Here is a 17,265-nt window from a genome sequence, read left to right as displayed (position 1 = left end):
GACGACGTACCGGCCGTCCCGCAGGGGCCGGACGGCCATCGGTTCCTCGCGGGCGCGGCGGGCGCGGCCCGTGTACCCGTCTACGGGGAGGGTCGTCTTCCGCCGCACCGGCCTGACGGTCGGGCTGGAACGTGCTTTCGACGCGGGTGTGTTTCGAGTGTGCGTCATGGGTAATTCGGCCGAGAGAGGTGGCTCTCCCGCTATCTTTCCGTACGCTCCCGACGAACCTAAACCCTCGTTTCGTCTGCAATTCGCGAACGTTCTTCGAAGCGCTTTTAGAACGGCCGCGGGAAGGCGGGAGCATGGCTATCGATGCGGAGATGCGTCAGAAGATACTCGTCTCCGTCGTCTCAGTCGGCTTCTTCATCGCACTCATCGTGGGGGTCGGCGTGGCGTACAACGAATCCGGACTCGCGGGGAACGGCGGGCTGATACTCGTCGGAACCATCGCACTGTTCGTGCTGGTGATGGGCGTCGTCGGCGTCTTGCTCGACCGGTAGGCTCCCCGCGGACTCGCTCCACTCGAAACGACGGTCTCTCACTCTCTTCGGTCCCGTTCGTCGTCGCGGACCCGCGCTACGTCCGGTCGTCCGCCGAGGTGCCCTCGGCGGCGGTCTCTCGCCAGTCGCGCACGTCGCCGGCGTCACGAACGGCACTCGTGTAGTACGACAGCGGGTGGGAGATGGTCTCGCAGCGTTCGTCCCTGTTCACGCAGTCGCCGTACGACTGCATGCTCGCGCAGGAGGGCGGCGCGAACTGCGCCCCGTCGGCGTCGGCGAGGTACTCGACGCGCGTGGCGATTCGCTCCGCCGTCTCGTCTTCGGCGTCCAGAAGCGTCGCCACCTCCGTCGCGTCCATGCCGAGGGCGACGAGGAAGGCGACGACGGAGAACTCGCTGTGCGACGGCAGCGACTCGCCGCCGCGCGCCCGTTGGACGAGCGCTTTCATGCAGGGCGGGAACAGGCCGGGGACGACGGCCTCGACCTCCATCCGGCCGGTCACGTCGTGGTCGTTCAACAGGTCCCGCAGCGACGCCACCTCCGCTTCGAGGGCGTCGGCAATCTCCTCGCCGGCGGCGCTCCCTCGAACCTCGAACGGGAGGCCGTCGGCGACGCGGCGGTGGACCGCCTCCTCCAGCAGGCGGTGGAGTTCGTCGGCCGTCACCCGCACCTCGCCGGTCGCGAGTTCGCGGTTGACGAGGCGCCAGCGCTCGCCCCAGTCGGCCGTCGAGAGCGTCAGGTACGCGCCGACGGCGACCCAGTAGTGCGTCGGGTCGCGCGACCCGCGGCGGCGGCCGTCGTCGGGCCGTTCGGGTCGAACCGCGCCCGAGAGGTCGAACTCGCGAAGCACGTCGTCCAGCGAGACGCTCCGCGCGGCCGTGCTCTGCAGACCGTCGTCGTCGCTCCGGAAGTCGGCGCGGAAGCGGTCGTGCGCCGTCGCGGCCTCCGCGGCGGCGTACTTGTCCACCGCGGCGGGCGTGTCCACGAGGGAGACGAGGATGCGGGCGATGGGGTACGACAGCAGTTCTTCGCGGTCGCTCCACCGCCGGGGCTCCTCGGCGGCGACGGTGCCCTCCATCAGGGCGCGTTCGACCCGCTCTAAGCCGCGTTCGACGGCGGGGGCGTCCTCGACGACCAGCGCCGCCGGGGAGATGTCCGCCTCGCCGACGGCGGCGCGTCCGCCGTCGAAGAACGGGTAGCGGGCGAAGTGCGGGTCCATCGGTCGCATCGTCGTAACCGGTGATACCGAATAAACACGGCGATTGTCGCAGGTGGGGCGTTCGTCCGCCGTCGTCGTGCAATCCGCCGTCGGCGCGCGGTCCGCCGGTTCGGCCCTCCGCGGCCCCCGCGGCCGGACACCGTACCACCTAAGACGACCCATCTCGTGCACCACCACGTGCCGCAGTTCGACTACCCGTGTCCCGACTGTCGGGCCACCAACAGCCTCCACGACGTGGACTGCCGCTTCGAGGGGACGCCGTGGCCGGCGGTCGAGAAGGCCTACCTCGACGTCGTCGGCCGACTCACGACCGGTCCGGTCGCGGCGGACGACCTGCAGGAGGCGAGTCACGGCGACTGGGACAACCTCCACCGCGCCGCGCTCGAACGACTGAAGCGCGACGGCCGCGTGTCGGAGGCGAACGGGACGCTCAGACTCCTCACCGCCGAGGAGTTCCGTGAGGAGGTGTCCGAACCGACCAGAGAGCCGATGAAGACGCTCTACCGCCACGGGAGCGTGCCGGGCTGTCACGACAACGCCGTCTTCGCCATGGTCGCGTGGTACGAGATGGTCGGGCTCTCGTGGTCGGAGACGCGCGAGAAGGTCGTCTCGTGGCTGGAGGAGTCCGGCGCGTGGGACCGCGGCGGGTTCGAGGAGGCGACGCCCGCGCAACTGGTCGACAGCAAGCGCCACGTGTACGAGGCGGGCTACGGCTGGAAGGAGAAGGCCGAGTCCGCAAAGCGCGTCATCGACCGTCACCGCTGAGACGACGCTCTCCGCACCCTCATCCTTACCTCTCGTTCGACCCTCTCGACGATGTGAGCGTACCAGAGTCCGCTGGCGGTCCCGACCCCGTCCCGACGGCGCCCGAGGAGACGGTGGGCGCACCGCGACGCGCCCTCGCCATCGTCGTCGGCATCGTCTTCGTGGACCTCCTCGGTTTCGGCGTCGTCGTTCCCATCCTGCCGTTCTACGTCCGGAGCTTCGCGGTGACGGACCTGCTCATCGGCCTCCTCGCGGCGTCGTACTCGCTGATGCAGTTCCTGTCGGCGCCGGTGCTCGGCCGCCTCTCGGACGCGGGCGGCCGCCGCCCGGTCCTCATGCTCTCGCTGTTCGGGAGCGCCCTCGCGTGGACCGTCTTCGGCCTCGCCACCGAGGTGGGGGCGCTGTTCGGAACGGCCGCGGCGCTGACCACGCTGTTCGCCTCGCGGATGCTCGCGGGGGCGATGGGAGGCAACATCGCCACCGCGCAGGCGTACATCGCCGACGTGACGCCGGTCGAGGGGCGCGCCGCCGCACTCGGACTCGTCGGTGCGGCGTTCGGCCTCGGCTTCGTCTTCGGTCCGGCCATCGGCGGCATCGCCGCGAGTCCGACGGCCGTCTCGTCCGCCGACGCCGTCTTCCCGGCGTTCGTGCCGGCGACGCGGTTCTCCCTCCCGAGTTTCGTCGCCGCCGGCCTCAGCCTCGTCGCCTTCGTCGCCACGTGGGCGTTCCTCCCCGAACCCGACCGACAGCGCGGGACGGCGGACCGGGTCACTCTCGTGGGGCAGTTCGTCTCGGCCCTGCGCGACCCGGCGCTCCGCGGCCTCGTCGTCGCGTTCTTCCTCGTCTCCGTGGCGTTCTCGGGCGTACAGGTCATGTTCATCCCGTACGCCGCCGACCTGTTCGGGTACGACGAGACGCAGACGGCGCTGCTCATCACCTACATCGGCGTCCTCGGCGTCGTGAACCAGGGCGTCCTCGTCGGCCGCCTCGCCCGTCGCTACCCGGAGCGCCGAATCGCCGTCGCGGGCGCGGCGATACTCGTGGTCGCCCTCGCGACGTTGCCGTTCTCCCCTCAAATCGGCGGGTTCGTACCGCTCGCCGCCGGACCGACGTGGCTCACCGGCCCCGTCGCGGTCCTCCTCGTCGTCCTCGCCTGCCTCTCGCTCGGCAACAGCCTGCTGAACGTCTCGCTCTCGGCGCTGGTCTCCCGCGCCGTCCCCGCCGACAGGCAGGGCACCGCCTTCGGCGTCACGCAGGGTGCGGGCAGTCTCGGCCGGACCGTCGGCCCGCCGTCGATGGCGGCGCTGTACGTCTTCGCCTACTGGTCGCCGTTCGTGGCCGGTGCGCTGTTGGCGCTGCCGGTGGTCGCCGTCCTCGCCCGCCGGCGGTGAGGTCGGCCGCCGGCGACGGACACGGCCGTCGCGGCCGACGCTCAGCAGTCGTCGCTCCGCAGACGGCCGATTTCGTCGCTCAGTCGTCGCTCAGTCGTCGGCCAGCGGTCGCGGGACGATGCGACCCGTGGCCGCGGCGACGGCCCACCAGAGAGCGACGAACTGTGCGCCGACGACGGCGGCGAGGAGGACCGCCGCCTCGGCCGGGTGGACGCCGGTCGCGGCGGCGACGACGGCACCCAGACCGACGACGGCGAACCCGACGGGGAGCCTCGCCGTCCGGTCGTCGTCGTCCCGGAGGCGCGCCCGCGACGGCGAACAGGACGACGCCGAACGTGGCCAGCGCCTGCTTCAGCCAACGCACCGCCGTCGAGGGCGGCTCTCTGACCGTGGCGACGACGTACCGGCCGTCCCCCGTGGCCACGACCGCTCGCCCGACTTCGACGCCGGGTCGGTCGTCCGCTCGACGACCGCGCCGTCGGCCGACCGCGCCGCGTCGAACGTCTGTCGCGCCCGCGCCGGTAGGTCGGCGTACGGGGTGGCGGTCGCCCCGCCGCCGTCCACCGGCTGAACGGTGTGGCGGTAGGCGGGACTCGACGCGTGCGGGAGGACGTAGAGGGGGGAGGTGACGAGGAGGACCGCGGCGACGAGCGAACACGCGAGCGGGAACCGGTCCATACCGTTCCGTGTGTACGTGCTCCCATGAATATTCGGGTGGCTGACATCACGCTCGGCCGCGAGCGGTCGCTACCGGGTCGGTAGAGAGAGAGACGGGGACTGGACGCGGACTGACGGCGGCGTCCGGCTTACTCGCTCTGGATGCGCGGCGCGAGCATGTAGGTGACGTTCCCCTGCCCTTCGGCGAGGCGGTAGTGAAGCTTGACGGGGAACTCCTCGCCGAGTTCGACGGTGACCTCGGCGTCCTTCGGGATGGCCTTGTTCATGTCCTTCAGGTAGTCCAGCGAGAACAGCGAGTCGGCCGTCCCCGAGGTGAGGTCGATGAGGTCCGCGGCGTCGAGTTGGAAGTCCACGTCGTCGGTGTCGCCCTGCGCCTGGATGTGGAACGCCTCCTCGGCGTCGTCCACGCGGAGGCGGACGTGGTCGGAGACCATGTCCGCGGCCTTGATACCGCGGTCCAGTTGCGCGCCCTCGAGGACGATTTCGGCGGGGAGGTCGAGGTCCGGGATGTCGGGTTCCTGCCGGATGGAGTCGGGGTCGATGAGCGCGAGCGTCGAGGAGAGGCCGTCGATGCGGATGTTGAGTTTCCGCGTCTCCTCGTCGAGTTCGAGTTCGACGAGTTGGTCGGAGTTCGCCATGCCGACGAAATCCTCGAGTTTCGAGAGGTTGACGCCGATGACGCCGCCGTCGGCCTCGTAGGACTCGAACGCCGCCGCGTCGAGGGTCAAGTCGACCATCCCGACGTTGGCGGGGTCGACCGCTCGAATCGAGAGGTCGTCCTCGTTCAGTCGAATCTTGCACTCGTCGACGAGTACGCTCACCGAATCCAGCGCGTCCCGGAGCGTGGAGGCGCTCACGATGGCCTTGAACATGTGACCGGAGGTACGACAGCGGGCTTAAAAATACCCGTGATTTTCGCGCTCGCTAAGTGTGTTCCCGCACGTCGCGTGAGCGTGCGTGTGGCGGTCTGACTGCGCCGACCACCGGCCTCGCCCGACGCCGAAAGTATTATCTGAACAGTTGCTCATATACTCAGACATGGAGACAGACACGACCAGACTTCGGCGTCTCGTCGCCGACGAGGCGGGCGAGTGCTGTGAGGCCGAGGTGGCGGACCGACTCGCGCGTCTGGAGGCCCTCAGCGAGGGGATTCCGGACACCGTCGACCGCGACGTGGAGATACTGAAGACGCTCGGGAGCGAGACGCGCTTCCGAATCGTCCGACTCCTCGCCGCCGCGGAGGAGGAACTCTGCGTCTGTGAGATCACGCCGGTGTTCGAGGTGAGCGACAGCGCCGTCAGTCACGCGCTCTCGGACCTCACGGACGCGGGTCTGCTCTCGCGTCGGAAGGAGGGGACGTGGCGTTACTACGGCACCACCGACCGGGCCGACCGACTGCTCGCCGCACTCGATGCCACGCGAGGTGCGGACGAATGAGCGACGCCGACGACCGGACCGCGGGGTCAGATTCGGTCCGCGTCGCGTTCGTCTGCGTCCAGACGCCGGGCGCAGCCAGATGTCGACCGCGTTCGCCGAACGCGAGCGCGAACGCCGCGGACTCACCGAGCGGGTGGAGATACTGACCGGCGGCACCCACCCCGCCGACCACGTCCACGACGTGGTCGTCCGCATCATGGGCGAGGAGGGGTTCGACCTCTCGGATCGGGTGCCGCGGGAGGTGTCGACGACCGAGTTGGAGGCCTGCGACTACGTGGCGACGATGGGCTGTTCGACGCTCGAACTCGACACCGCCGCCGGCGTCGACGTGCGCGACTGGGCGCTGGACGACCCCGATGGGGCCGACGACGAACGAGCGCGCGAGATTCGGGACGAAATCGAGGCGAACGTCGTCGAACTGTTCGACGAAGTCGAGGAGCGACTGTCATGAGCGACTCACCGACCGACGAGACCGGACGTATCGACCCCGACGAACAGCGACGCGCCGTCCGGAACCGGTACGCCCGCATCGCGACCGACTCGGACTCGGCGTCGAGCACCGCCGAGTCGAACTCGGACGGCGACTGCTGCGACGACGGCGACGGCTGCTGTGACGTCGACGCCGACGCGACCGACTCGACGGAACTCGGCTACACCGACGAGGACGTCGCCGCCGTCGCCGCGGGCGCGGACCTCGGCCTCGGGTGCGGCAACCCGACGGCCATCGCCTCGCTCGGCGAGGGCGAGACGGTCCTCGACCTGGGGTCGGGCGCCGGCTTCGACTGCTTCCTCGCCGCACAGGAGGTCGGCGAGGACGGCCGCGTCCTCGGCGTGGACATGACGCCGGCGATGGTCGAGAAGGCGCGCGACAACGTCCGAGAGAACGACGCGGAGAACGTCGAGTTCCGCCTCGGCGAGATAGAGCACCTCCCCGTCGCGGACGAGACGGTGGACGTGGTCATCTCCAACTGCGTCGTCAACCTCTCGCCGGACAAACCGCAGGTGTTCCGCGAGGCGTTCCGCGCCCTCCGGCCGGGCGGCCGACTCGCCATCTCCGACGTGGTGATGACGGCGCCCGTGCCCGAGTCGGTCCGCTCGGACCCCGAGTCCGTCGCCGCCTGCGTCGCCGGCGCCTCCACCGTGGACGAACTCGAAGCGATGCTGTCCGACGCGGGGTTCGTCGACGTGGCCATCGCGCCGAAAGAGGAGAGCGCCGAGTTCATCAGCGAGTGGGACGACTCGCTCGACCTGAGCGACTACATCGTCTCCGCGACTATCGAGGGTCGAAAGCCCGACGCCGACGCGTAGTCGGTGTCGTCGCTCGGTGCGACCGAGCGGTGCCGCCGAGCGCTCGCATCCGATGTGCATTTCCGGGTCGACCCCGTCGCTTCGTGTATGAACGCGGCTTCGCCGGCGGTTCCCTCGCGGGACGCCTCGCTCAGTTCGACACCAAAGCCATGACCAGAAAAGACCACTACTACAACAAGGCCAAACAGGAGGGCTACCGGACCCGGTCGGCGTACAAGCTCAAGCAGTTGGACGAGGACGCCGGTCTGTTCGGCCCCGGCAACACCGTCGTGGACCTCGGCGCCGCCCCCGGCGGGTGGCTCCAGGTCGCCTCGGAGGCGGTGGGCGACCACGGCAAGGTCGTCGGCGTCGACCTCCAGCGCATCCGCGACCTGGACCTCGACAACGTCGAGACGGTCCGCGGCGACATGACCGACGAGGAGACGAAGGCGAGCCTGCGCGACCGAATCGGGGCCGAGGGAGCGGACGTCGTCATCTCCGACATGGCGCCGAACATGACCGGCGAGTACTCGCTCGACCACGCCCGGTCCATCCACCTCGCCCGGCAGGCGTTCGAAGTCGCCCTGGACCTCCTCCCCGCCGGCGGCGACTTCGCCGTGAAGGTGTTCGACGGGCAGGACCTCGCCGACTTCCGGGCCGACGTGGAGGAGGAGTTCCAGTACGTCCGCTCCATCCGGCCCGACGCCTCGCGGAACGAGTCCTCCGAGCAGTATCTGGTCGGCAAACACCGCATCACCGCGCCCGTCGCCACCGGTGACGAACTCGACGTGGTCATCGACGACGTGGGGAGCGAGGGCGACGGCATCGCCAAGGTGGACGGCTACACGCTGTTCGTCCCCGGGACCGAGGCGGGCGACGAGGTTCACGTGCGCGTCACCGACCTCAAGCCGAACTTCGGCTTCGCCGAACTGGTCGAACCGTAGCGACGCCACCGCGGTCGGACGCCGTCGCACCGGTCGGTTCGTCCACCGCGGGACTCACTCCTCGACGACCACGTCGACGTGGAGGTTGACGTCGCAGTTCCCTCGGCGACTGCCGTTTCGACACCGCCCCGTGGCGATGATGTCAGAGAGAGTCGTGTACGTCCCGCAGGACGGACATCGAAGCCCGCGCTCCATGCTGTCTCCCTCGGTCAGACGGACGCGCCGCTCTGCTACCATGCGTGTCGTACGATACCACCCCTCATAAGGTCGTTAGTCAGTTTCGCGACACGTCGGCGTTCACTCCAGCGCCCACGGGTCACGTTCGTCACGGCCGCGGCCGCCGCCGAGGGCGGCGACGACGGCGTACACGAACGGCGTGTCGACCACCGCGATGAGCAGTTTCAGGAGGTACTGCCCGACGACGAGTGAGAGGACGACGCTCGGCGGGAACGCCTCGCCGATGCCGAGGAGTCGCGGGGCGACGTAGAACGCGACAGTGACGAAGATGACCGTATCTATCGCCTGACTCGTCGCCGTCGAGGCGACGTTGCGGAGCCACAGGTGGTCGCCGCCGGTCACCTCGCGGATGCGGTGGAAGGCGAACACGTCCCAGTTCTGGCTCACGACGTAGGCGAGGAGGCTGCCGGCGACGACGTTCGTCCCGGAGGCGAGGACGGTGCGGAACTGCCCGGCGAACTCGGGGTTCGCGGCGGGCATGAAGATGGTCCCCCAGACGAGGGCGAGGAGGACGAAGTTCATCGCGAAGCCCACGTTGACCATCACCGTCGCGGCACGCCGGCCGTACAGTTCCGAGTAACAGTCCGAGGCGAAGAACGTGAGCGCGTACGCCAGCGCCGCCCCGGGCATCAGAACCGTCGCGCCGACGACGGGGAGGCTCCCGAGGGCGTCCGGAACCGGGATGGCGAGCAGTTTCGAGGCGGTGAGTTGCGCCGTCGTCAGCGCGGTGACGAACAGCGCGAGGATGGCCACCTGCCCCGTTCCCAGTCGGGTCTCACTCATCGTCGAGTCTGTCGTGCCGGTTGTCTATCTCGTCGAGGAGGTCCAGCGTCTTCCGGATGGAGGCGCGAACCGCGTCGCTCCGGTTGACGAACTTCTTGTCGTCGCCGACGTGTTCGTCGAGGTCCGCGAGTAACTCGTCGGGTATCTCGACGCTAATCTTGGACATGATAGACACTATGCAATCCCGACGGGTATATGTGACTCGGTTCTTCGCTGGATAAGCAGACGGGAATATCGAGGCGAGAGGACTCCGAATCCGGGCGGCTCTGTCGCGTCCGGCGCGTTCGCGTCGCGATCCCGGCGCTGGTCCGATACTCGCAGGAGAATACGCCGTCGCCTCGGGCGCGCCGCCGCGTCTCGGTCCGATTCAGGCGGCGTCGCGGGCGGGCGCGAGGTTCCGCCGGCCGCCGAGGGTGACGACGAACAGGACGCCGAGGCCGACGCTGTAGGCGGCCATCAGCGGAATCGTGACGAGGAACATCGAGACGATGCCCGCGGGGGTGAACAGGGCGGCGAACGTCAGGATGCCGACGGTCACCTCGCGCCAGCGACCCCGGAGGGTCTGGTAGGTGACGCCCGCACCGTTGAGCAACAGCATCAGGATGGGGATGTCCGCGAGGATGCCGATGCCGCCCGTCGTGAAGAAGATGAGCCAGAAGAAGTCGGTGATGCGGTAGGAGATTATCATGTTCGCCTGCACCGCGTCGTTCACCAGCCACGAGATGACGCCGGGGGCGACGTAGAAGTACCCGAGGACGAACCCGCCGAGCAGTCCGAACACCAGCGACCCGGTCCAGAAGAAGACGGTGCGGCGGCGACGGCGGACGATCTGACGGTCCCGGAGGGCGGGCCACGCGTAGTACGCCACCACCGGGAGCGTGACGAGGACGGCGACGAGCGTCGAGAACTTCACCTGGAACAGCAGCGCCTCCATCGGGTGGAGGGCGACGACGTTCAGCACCTCCTCGGGCGTCACCGCGGCGGGGAGGCGGCCGAGGAACTGCTCGTACACCTCCTTGAAGCCGACGGTGTAGAGCCACGTGAACGTCCCCGCGAGGACGAGCATGAACAGCGCGACGATGCGGAACGCCTTCGACGTGACCGTCTCGAAGATGAACGCGAGGTCCTTGTAGTAGCCGCCGATGTCGTCCTCGTCCGTCTCGCCGTCGGTGAGTTCGTCGAGGAACGTCCCGCCGGCGCGCGTCGCTCTGTCTTCCAGTTCGCCCTGCTGGTCGGCGTCACCGGCGTCGGCGTCGCCCTCGGCGGCCTCGCGTTCTTCCTCCGCCTCGTCGAACCGGTCGACGATGGCCTGCGCCTTCTCCTTGTCGCCGTCGTCGAGTGCGTCGCCCGCGATGCCCATCGCCTCCTCCTCGCTCAGGTCGGCGAACACTTCGGGCGGCGCGGCCCGGACGCCCGCCGCGTCGAGTTCGCGCACGTCTATCTTCGAGGGGTCGCCGACGCCGCGTTCGAGCGGTCCGACGGACTCCTCGATGTCCTTGTAGACGGCGTAGCCGAGACCGAGGAGCGCGAACGCGAGGGCACCGAGGACGGACCAGACGACGAGCGCCGTCTCCGGTGCGACGCCGAGGAGGGCCCCAAGTTCGGGGACGAAGTAGCTGCTCCCGACGCGGTCCAGGAGGGAGTTGACGGCCGCCGGCCCGCCGTAGGAGTAGTAGAGGTAGACGGCCGCGGCGCCGAGGGCGGTGCTCCCGGCGACGAGGTTCCACCGCTTCCCGACGGCGGTCCGGAGGTCGATCTGTTCGCTGCTGCGACGGGCCGTGACGACGACCTTCGAGATGTAGAGGCTGATACCGTACAGCGTCAGCACGGGGACGGCCCACAGAATCTGCGTGAACGGGTCCGGCGGCGTGAACATCGCGCCGGCGGCGAAGACGCCGAGCACCGCGTAGCGCCACTGGTCGCGGAACGTCTCGTACGGGACGATTTCGGCGTACGACAGCAGCGTCATGACGAGCGGCAGTTGGCTCGCCAGCCCGAACGAGACGGTCAGGAGGAACATGAACTGCGCCCACTTGACGATGGAGTACGTCGGCGCGAAGCCGATGTTCACCGTGTTCTGGGCGAGGAATCGGAACGTGATGGGGAAGAAGAAGACGTAGCCGTAGGCGACGCCGAGGCCGAACAGCGTCACCATCCCGACGACGATGAGCGCGAGTTGCCACCGGGGGACCGGCGACGACGGCCACAGGCCGCGCTCTCTGAGGGCGTCGCGGGAGAAGAAGATGAACACCGGCGCGGCGAGGATGAGTCCGGTCACGAGGCCTATCTTCGCCTGCAACAGCACCACGTCGAACGGCGTCTGCGCGATAATCTCGACCTGCTCGTTGACGGCCGCGTTCATGTTCCGTCTGGTGATGGCCTCGAGGAAGTCCCAGATGTACAGACGGAGCGCGTAGAACGTGCCGAGGAAGCCGACGAGGAAGACGATGAACACCTTCTGGAGGTCCTTCTGCGCCGCGCGGAGCATCGCACCGGCGGTCTCGCGACCGTCGTCGATGGCGCGGCGGGTGTCCTCGTCGAGCGCGCTGGACATACCCGAGGAAAGCCATCTCGCGGTTATCAATCTTTTTCACCGCGTCGCCGCGCGCCCATCCGGAAAGGCCTATAAGAAACGGGCAGAGAATCACTGATGAATGGCCGACGATTCGGAGTCCGACCGTCCGTCATCGGACGCCGACGAGTCCGAGCGCGTCCCCTCGGACGACGCCGAGACGACCGAATCGTCCGACACGCCGACCGAGGACGCGTCTGCGCCGTCGGACGACACCGACAGCGACGCCTCCGCGGTCGACGACGACGCGGACGATGGGGACGACGCCGATGCGGAGGACACCGACGCGGAGGACACCGACGACGGACCCGCGGACGAAGGCGATAGCGACGCCGGCACCGACGGCGACGATACTGGCGCAGACGGCGATACCGGCACAGACGGCGATACCGAGACGACGCCGCCGGAGTCGGTGCCGGACTCGGTCGACGACCGGCCGGACGTCGCCGCCACCGCCGAGGGCCGCCCCGGCGCGGAGACCGACCCGGAAGACGTGGACGCCCCCGTAGACGACGTGACGATGGAACGCGAGGGACTCGTCGAACCGCCGGAGGAGTCGTCGGACGACGCCGACGCTGACGACGCCAGCGATTCCGACGACGCCGACGCGTCGACCGACGCCGACGACTCCGCGCGGAGGACCTCTGGCCCGAGGACCACGCACCGCCGGAACCGAAGACGGCGGACGAACTCCGGTACGGCGGGGATGAGAACGGCGAGGCCGTCGCCGACACCGACGGCGGCGCGCCCACCGTCACCGGCGGGTCGACACCCGACTTCGCGGACGACGAACTCGACGACGGGATGTTCGGCGACGGCCCGGAGACCGACCAGGAGATGCCGCTGGCCGACCACATCGAGGAGATGGTCAACCGGCTGGCCGTGGTGTTCCTCGTCGGCGGCCTCGTCACGCTGGTTCTGTACCCCGGTGCCGACCTGGCGAATCAGGCGATGAACCTGAACCTCGTCAGTTCGACGGACGTCATCAACTTCCTCTGGAACAAGCACATCCCCGGCGCGCCGGAGATTGCCGAACGTCGCCCGCGCGTCTACGGTCCGCTCGAACTCGTCCTGACGGAACTGAAGGTGGCCGGACTGGCGGGCCTCGTCGTCGGCCTCCCGGTGTTCGTCTACCAGACGTACCTGTTCATGCGCCCCGGGCTGTTCCCGCGGGAGCGACGCTACTACCTCGCCGCGGTGCCGACGAGCCTCGTCCTCGCGTTCGTCGGCATCGCCTTCGCGCACTTCGTCGTCCTCCCGGCCATCTTCGCGTACTTCACGTCCTACACGCAGGGGACGGCGGTCATCGCGTTCGGCCTGAAGGAGACGTTCAACCTCATCCTCATCCTGATGGGCTACAACGCCATCATCTTCCAGATTCCGCTGTTCATCATGCTCGCCATCATGATGAACCTCGTCACCCGCGAGTGGCTGGTGGCCCGCCGGCTCATCTTCTGGGCCTCCTTCCTCGGGCTTGCGTTCTTCGTCAGCCCCGACCCGACGGGGATGGCCCCAATCATCATCGCCGCGACGATGATAACGCTGTTCGAGGGGACGCTGTTCCTCCTGCGGTGGACCGGGAACTGACCCCTCGCAGTCTCACTCGCCTCGGCGACGTAGTCCGGCCTCCAGCGTGTCGAGTGTCCGCACCCACGACCGCACGGCGGCCGCGGCGTTTCCCGCCCGCGTCCCGCCCCGGAGCAGGTTCGCGTGGTACGGGCGGTGGAAGACGTGCCCGGCGCCCTCGTGAGCGTGGTGTCCGAACGGCTGGTCGTGGTCGCTGCGGACCAATCGGGACAGCGCGAACTCCGAGTACAGCGGTGCGTCCCACAGACCGTCGTCCTCACCGGTCAGTAGCGTGACGGGGCCGTCTATCTCCGCGACCGGAATCGTGAGTGCGTCGTACGCGTCGCGCGCGGTCGTTCTGACGTGGTCGAGACCGCACGCGACGGCGTCGCACGGCTCCCGGGGCCGGTCGTACGTGCAGTCGGCGGCGGACTCGCAGTCGGCGTTCTCGTACGCCGTCCAGAAGTCGTCGAACGCCGACAGCGAGGCGACCGGCTCGCCGTCGCGAGTCCACGGTATCCGCTCGGTGGCCTCGTACCCCGGCGCGAACACGCCGCTCCCGCTGTACCCGACGACCGTCGCGTGACCGTCGCGCGCCGCGGCCGTCGCCAGCGCGGGTTCGACGCCCCGGGAGAGCCCCACCAGACCGACGCCCGCGTCCGTCGTCGCCGACCGCGACGCCGCCCACTCGACCGCCCGCTCGAAGTACGCCATCGGCACGTTCGCCAACCCGTCTGGAAGCTGTTCCGAGGGTCCGAAGTACCGGAGTCCGAGCGTCCAGTACCCCTGCGTCGCCAACATGTGACAGAACTCCTCGGGAACGACGCCGGCGGAGCCGTGCAGGACGACGACCGGCGGGTGTGGACCGTCTCCCGGCGGTTCGTAGACGGTGCCCACGAGGGAATCGGCGTCGGCGGTCCGGCCCCTGCTCTCGGGGCTTCGGGCGACGCGCGTCGTCGTCGCCGCGGCCACGACCGACCCGCCGCGGCGGAGTTCCGCTCGCAGGTCCAGCACGGCCTTGTCGCCGAGTCGAAACGGGTCGGCGTCGCCGTCGCTCTCACCGCCGCTGCTGTCGCTGTCGTCGCCGCTCGACGCCGCCAGCGACGCGAGCATCATCCGTGGTTCACGCCTCTCGTCGGTCGCGCCCGCGAAGGCCTCGACGCGGCCACCGTCGTCGGCCGTGTACTCCCGCCGCCATCGGTACGATTCGAGGGAAGGGTCGGTCGGTCGCAGCGAGAGTTCGACCGTCGCGCCGGGTTCGAGACCGCTCGCAGTCACGGGTAGCGGGTCAGCGATTCGCGTCTCCTCCGGGAGTTCGAGCGACGGCCCCGACGGATCCGTCTCCGCCGTCGACGCGGCTCCTGCGGCCGTCTCGTCGTCGCTCCCTGTCGCGGGCGACTGTCCTCTCTGACGGGATTGACAGCCGCTCGCTGCGACGGCGGCGGCGACCGAGAGCGTGCGGAGGACCGTCCGCCGAGAGAACGTAGTGGAGTCGGACATGCCGAACCTGTCACACGCGGTGAGAAAAAGTGCGCGGAATCGCACGCCGACGAGTCCCCGACGGCGTCACCGCTCGACCGGAACGGTGGCCGCGACGCCCTCCACGAGCGAGTCGTTCGCGGCGAGGAGGACCACCGCGACGGGTGCCAGTCCGAGGACGGCGGCGGCCGCTCCGAGCGTCGCCTCCGAGTACCGCAGGCCGTAGACGAACGGGGCCAGCGGTGCCCAGTGTCTGGGGTCGCCGTCGGTCATGAGGTACGAGAAGAAGAACTCGTTGTACACCTGCACGAACGTGAGGACGCCGGCGGCGGCGACACCCGGCCGGGCGAGGGGGAGGACGACGCGCCTGAGCGCTCCCAGTCTGGTCGCGCCCTCGACGCGCGCCGCAGCCTCCAACTCGTCGGGTATCTGCGCGAAGAACACCGTCAGCACGTAGATTGCCAGCGGGAGCGTCAGCATCGACGTGGGGAGGACGACGGCCCCCGGCGTGTTGTAGAGCGTCGGCGTCGTCAGCGTCACCGGTCCGAGCGGAACCGAGACGCCGGTGAACAGTCGGAACAGCGGCACCAGAAACGCCGCGGGCGGCGTGTACGCGACGACGAGGAAGACGAGGAGCAGGGGCCTGCGGCCGGGGAACGACAGGCGGCCGAACGCGTACCCCGCGAGCGACCCGACGACGAGGACGACGGCGGTGCTGAGCGTGGCGACGACGAGGCCGTTGAGCAGGTGACGGCCGAACGAGGTGAACGCGACGACGGCGACGAAGTTCGACGCGGTCACCGTCTCGGGGAACAGGCCGAGTCCGGCGACGGCCGTCGGCGGCGTCACCGCGAGGACGAGCAGCCAGTAGAGGGGGAAGCCGAACAGGAGGAGGACGAACGCGACGAGGACGGCGAACAGGAGGCGGTAGACGACGCGCGGATGCTCGATGGCGTTGCGGACGCCGCGTCGGAGGACGTTTCGGCTCACGGTCGACGCTCCGCGTGACGGGGATACACGGTTCGTCGTGTCCGCTCAGCCACACAAAAAATGTGCGGGAATCGGCCAGTCACTCCGCCGACGGGTTCGGTGCCGGGTCGCCCCCGGTTTCGGCGGACGCCTCCTCAGCGCGACGCTTCAGCGCCTCGTTCATGGCGACGAAGCCCGCCTCCGTGTCGTCGCCGACGAACCGGAACAGCAGTCCGGCGAGGACGCCCGTGAACGCCTCCGAGTGGACGAAGTGCGTTCCCGCCCCGCCGTCGAGGGGTTCCAGTTCGAACCGGTGGTCGCCGTCGAACAGACCGGGGACGAACAGGTGACCGCGCCAGCGGAACTCGCGGTTCGGCTCCACGGCGGTCACTCTGGGCCGGAAGCTCATCCCGCGGCCGTTCGGCGGCGTCAGTCGCACGTGCGGGCGCGCCCCGACGTTCGGCTGGCCGGTGATGCGCGCGAACGGGTTCCACGCCCCGTAGTCCTCGAAGTCGGTGAGGACCTCCCACACGCGTTCGGGCGTCGCGTCGATGTCGATGGCCGTCCGAATCTCTCTCATCGAGAGTCAGACGCTGCAGAGGAGCATAACTCTCGCGTGCGACCGGGTCGCAGTTCGCTCGGCGCGCCCGAACTCGGGACCTACTTCGTCGGGTAGTCGGTGGCGAACACGTCCTCGACGACGGGTTCGTCGTCGGCCTCGTCGGCCGCCGGACTGACGCTGCCGGTCTGGTAGCCGTGCAGGTCGAGGGTGACGTGGTCGAAGCCGAGGTCGGACAGTTCCTCGCGGACGGCGGCGACGAAGTCGGGGTTCAGCGCCGTCTCCAACTCCTCGGCGGCGACTTCGATGCGGGCGAGTCCGTCGTGGTCGCGGACGCGGAACTGCGAGAACCCCCACTGGCGGACGACGCGTTCGGCCTTCTCGACGCGCGTCAGGCGTTCCTCGGTCACCTCGATGCCGGTCGGGATGCGCGAGGAGAGACAGGCCATCGACGGCTTGTCGGCGACCGAGAGTCCGTAGTCGTCGGCGATGGCGCGCACCTCCTCCTTGTCGATGTCGTGCGCGAGAAGCGGCGAGAGCACCTCTAGCTCCTCGACGGCGCGCAGTCCGGGCCGGTGGCCCTCGCCGGGGTCGGAGGCGTTCGTCCCGTCGCACACCGTCTCGATGCCGCGGTCGCGGGCGGCGTCGTACATCCGACCGAGGCGCATCGTCCGGCAGTGGTAACACCGGTCGCCGTCGTTCTCGACGAAGTCGGGGTTGTCGAGTTCGGAGAACTCCACGACTTCGTGACGGATGCCGATTTCGTCGGCGACGCGGCGAGCGTCGTCCAACTCCTCGGCGGGGAGCGTCTCTGACTTGGCCGTGCACGCGACGGCGTCGTCGCCGAGGGCGTCGTGGGCGAGGGCGGCGACGACGGCG

General features: G+C 69.2%; 19 protein-coding genes and 2 pseudogenes. 8 read left to right on the top strand and 13 right to left on the bottom strand.

Going from position 1 to position 17,265, the window contains the following annotated elements:
- Positions 1-168, bottom strand: a pseudogene (locus GJ632_RS23450) (SWIM zinc finger family protein); the annotation flags it as partial.
- 134 nt (positions 169-302) lie between these two features.
- Between GJ632_RS23450 and GJ632_RS09415 the strand changes: the two are divergent.
- Positions 303-500, top strand: coding sequence for a hypothetical protein (locus tag GJ632_RS09415; protein WP_089803977.1), 198 nt, complete (start codon positions 303-305; stop codon positions 498-500).
- A 76-nt stretch (positions 501-576) separates the two neighbouring features.
- Here the strand turns inward: GJ632_RS09415 and GJ632_RS09410 are convergent, their stop codons facing one another.
- Positions 577-1,719 (bottom strand): DNA primase large subunit PriL, encoded by a 1,143-nt coding sequence (locus GJ632_RS09410; protein ID WP_191452780.1) that lies wholly within the window; start codon positions 1,717-1,719, stop codon positions 577-579.
- A 177-nt stretch (positions 1,720-1,896) separates the two neighbouring features.
- Here GJ632_RS09410 and GJ632_RS09405 point away from each other — a divergent pair, with 177 nt between their 5' ends.
- Both GJ632_RS09405 and GJ632_RS09400 read left to right on the top strand, forming a co-directional pair.
- Positions 1,897-2,484, top strand: a complete 588-nt coding sequence (locus GJ632_RS09405) for a hypothetical protein (protein WP_089806924.1) — start codon at positions 1,897-1,899, stop codon at positions 2,482-2,484.
- Positions 2,485-2,537: 53 nt separating this feature from the next.
- Positions 2,538-3,875, top strand: a complete 1,338-nt coding sequence (locus GJ632_RS09400; protein ID WP_343161107.1) for an MFS transporter — start codon at positions 2,538-2,540, stop codon at positions 3,873-3,875.
- Positions 3,876-4,226: 351 nt separating this feature from the next.
- Here GJ632_RS09400 and GJ632_RS23445 read toward each other — a convergent pair whose 3' ends face one another.
- Together GJ632_RS23445 and GJ632_RS09390 are read right to left on the bottom strand one after the other, a co-directional pair.
- Positions 4,227-4,553: a hypothetical protein gene (locus GJ632_RS23445; protein WP_231751445.1), complete on the bottom strand. Its 327-nt coding sequence runs from the start codon at positions 4,551-4,553 to the stop codon at positions 4,227-4,229.
- A 128-nt stretch (positions 4,554-4,681) separates the two neighbouring features.
- Positions 4,682-5,425, bottom strand: coding sequence for a DNA polymerase sliding clamp (locus tag GJ632_RS09390; protein WP_089803981.1), 744 nt, complete (start codon positions 5,423-5,425; stop codon positions 4,682-4,684).
- A 166-nt stretch (positions 5,426-5,591) separates the two neighbouring features.
- Here GJ632_RS09390 and GJ632_RS09385 point away from each other — a divergent pair, with 166 nt between their 5' ends.
- From GJ632_RS09385 to GJ632_RS09370, 4 genes and pseudogenes are all read left to right on the top strand, one after another.
- Positions 5,592-5,990 (top strand): metalloregulator ArsR/SmtB family transcription factor, encoded by a 399-nt coding sequence (locus GJ632_RS09385; protein ID WP_191452777.1) that lies wholly within the window; start codon positions 5,592-5,594, stop codon positions 5,988-5,990.
- A pseudogene (locus tag GJ632_RS09380) lies at positions 5,987-6,441 on the top strand (low molecular weight phosphatase family protein). The gene GJ632_RS09385 and the pseudogene GJ632_RS09380 overlap by 4 nt, the downstream one beginning before the upstream one ends.
- Positions 6,438-7,298, top strand: a complete 861-nt coding sequence (gene arsM / locus GJ632_RS09375) for an arsenite methyltransferase (RefSeq protein WP_191452776.1) — start codon at positions 6,438-6,440, stop codon at positions 7,296-7,298. The pseudogene GJ632_RS09380 and the gene arsM overlap by 4 nt, the downstream one beginning before the upstream one ends.
- Before the next feature lie 149 nt (positions 7,299-7,447).
- Positions 7,448-8,221 carry a 23S rRNA (uridine(2552)-2'-O)-methyltransferase gene (locus GJ632_RS09370; protein WP_089806926.1) on the top strand — a complete coding sequence of 258 codons (774 nt, stop codon included), beginning with the start codon at positions 7,448-7,450 and terminating at the stop codon, positions 8,219-8,221.
- 54 nt (positions 8,222-8,275) lie between these two features.
- On the opposite strand, the gene GJ632_RS09365 is transcribed toward GJ632_RS09370, so the two are convergent.
- The 5 genes from GJ632_RS09365 to GJ632_RS25330 form a co-directional block, all read right to left on the bottom strand.
- Positions 8,276-8,458, bottom strand: coding sequence for a hypothetical protein (locus GJ632_RS09365; RefSeq protein WP_191452775.1), 183 nt, complete (start codon positions 8,456-8,458; stop codon positions 8,276-8,278).
- A gap of 60 nt (positions 8,459-8,518) precedes the next feature.
- Complete coding sequence (locus GJ632_RS09360; RefSeq protein WP_191452774.1) at positions 8,519-9,241, bottom strand: queuosine precursor transporter; 723 nt, start codon at positions 9,239-9,241, stop codon at positions 8,519-8,521.
- A complete protein-coding gene (locus GJ632_RS09355) occupies positions 9,234-9,407 on the bottom strand; it encodes a ribbon-helix-helix domain-containing protein (RefSeq protein ID WP_089803987.1) in 174 nt (57 codons plus the stop codon). The genes GJ632_RS09360 and GJ632_RS09355 overlap by 8 nt, the downstream gene beginning before the upstream one ends.
- A 201-nt stretch (positions 9,408-9,608) precedes the next feature.
- Positions 9,609-11,795, bottom strand: coding sequence for a twin-arginine translocase subunit TatC (locus GJ632_RS09350; RefSeq protein WP_191452773.1), 2,187 nt, complete (start codon positions 11,793-11,795; stop codon positions 9,609-9,611).
- Between the two features lie 130 nt (positions 11,796-11,925).
- Positions 11,926-12,477: a hypothetical protein gene (locus GJ632_RS25330; RefSeq protein WP_231751444.1), complete on the bottom strand. Its 552-nt coding sequence runs from the start codon at positions 12,475-12,477 to the stop codon at positions 11,926-11,928.
- A 140-nt stretch (positions 12,478-12,617) separates the two neighbouring features.
- Between GJ632_RS25330 and GJ632_RS25325 the strand changes: the two genes are divergently transcribed.
- Complete coding sequence (locus tag GJ632_RS25325) at positions 12,618-13,400, top strand: twin-arginine translocase subunit TatC (RefSeq protein ID WP_343161106.1); 783 nt, start codon at positions 12,618-12,620, stop codon at positions 13,398-13,400.
- 12 nt (positions 13,401-13,412) lie between these two features.
- Here the strand turns inward: GJ632_RS25325 and GJ632_RS09340 are convergent, their stop codons facing one another.
- The 4 genes from GJ632_RS09340 to larE all read right to left on the bottom strand — a co-directional run.
- Positions 13,413-14,879 carry an acyl-CoA thioester hydrolase/BAAT C-terminal domain-containing protein gene (locus tag GJ632_RS09340; RefSeq protein ID WP_191452772.1) on the bottom strand — a complete coding sequence of 489 codons (1,467 nt, stop codon included), beginning with the start codon at positions 14,877-14,879 and terminating at the stop codon, positions 13,413-13,415.
- A 66-nt stretch (positions 14,880-14,945) separates the two neighbouring features.
- Complete coding sequence (locus tag GJ632_RS09335) at positions 14,946-15,848, bottom strand: carbohydrate ABC transporter permease (protein WP_343161105.1); 903 nt, start codon at positions 15,846-15,848, stop codon at positions 14,946-14,948.
- Between the two features lie 79 nt (positions 15,849-15,927).
- A complete protein-coding gene (locus GJ632_RS09330) occupies positions 15,928-16,407 on the bottom strand; it encodes an SRPBCC domain-containing protein (protein WP_191452771.1) in 480 nt (159 codons plus the stop codon).
- 80 nt (positions 16,408-16,487) lie between these two features.
- Positions 16,488-17,265 (bottom strand): ATP-dependent sacrificial sulfur transferase LarE (gene larE, locus GJ632_RS09325; protein WP_191452770.1); only part of this gene is annotated, 778 nt, incomplete at its 5' end.

It is taken from the genome of Halogeometricum sp. CBA1124 (genome assembly GCF_009741955.1).
GTDB lineage: Archaea > Halobacteriota > Halobacteria > Halobacteriales > Haloferacaceae > Halogeometricum > Halogeometricum rufum.
Note: the sequence above shows the minus strand (reverse complement) of the source record. Positions and strands in the feature narration are given on the sequence as shown.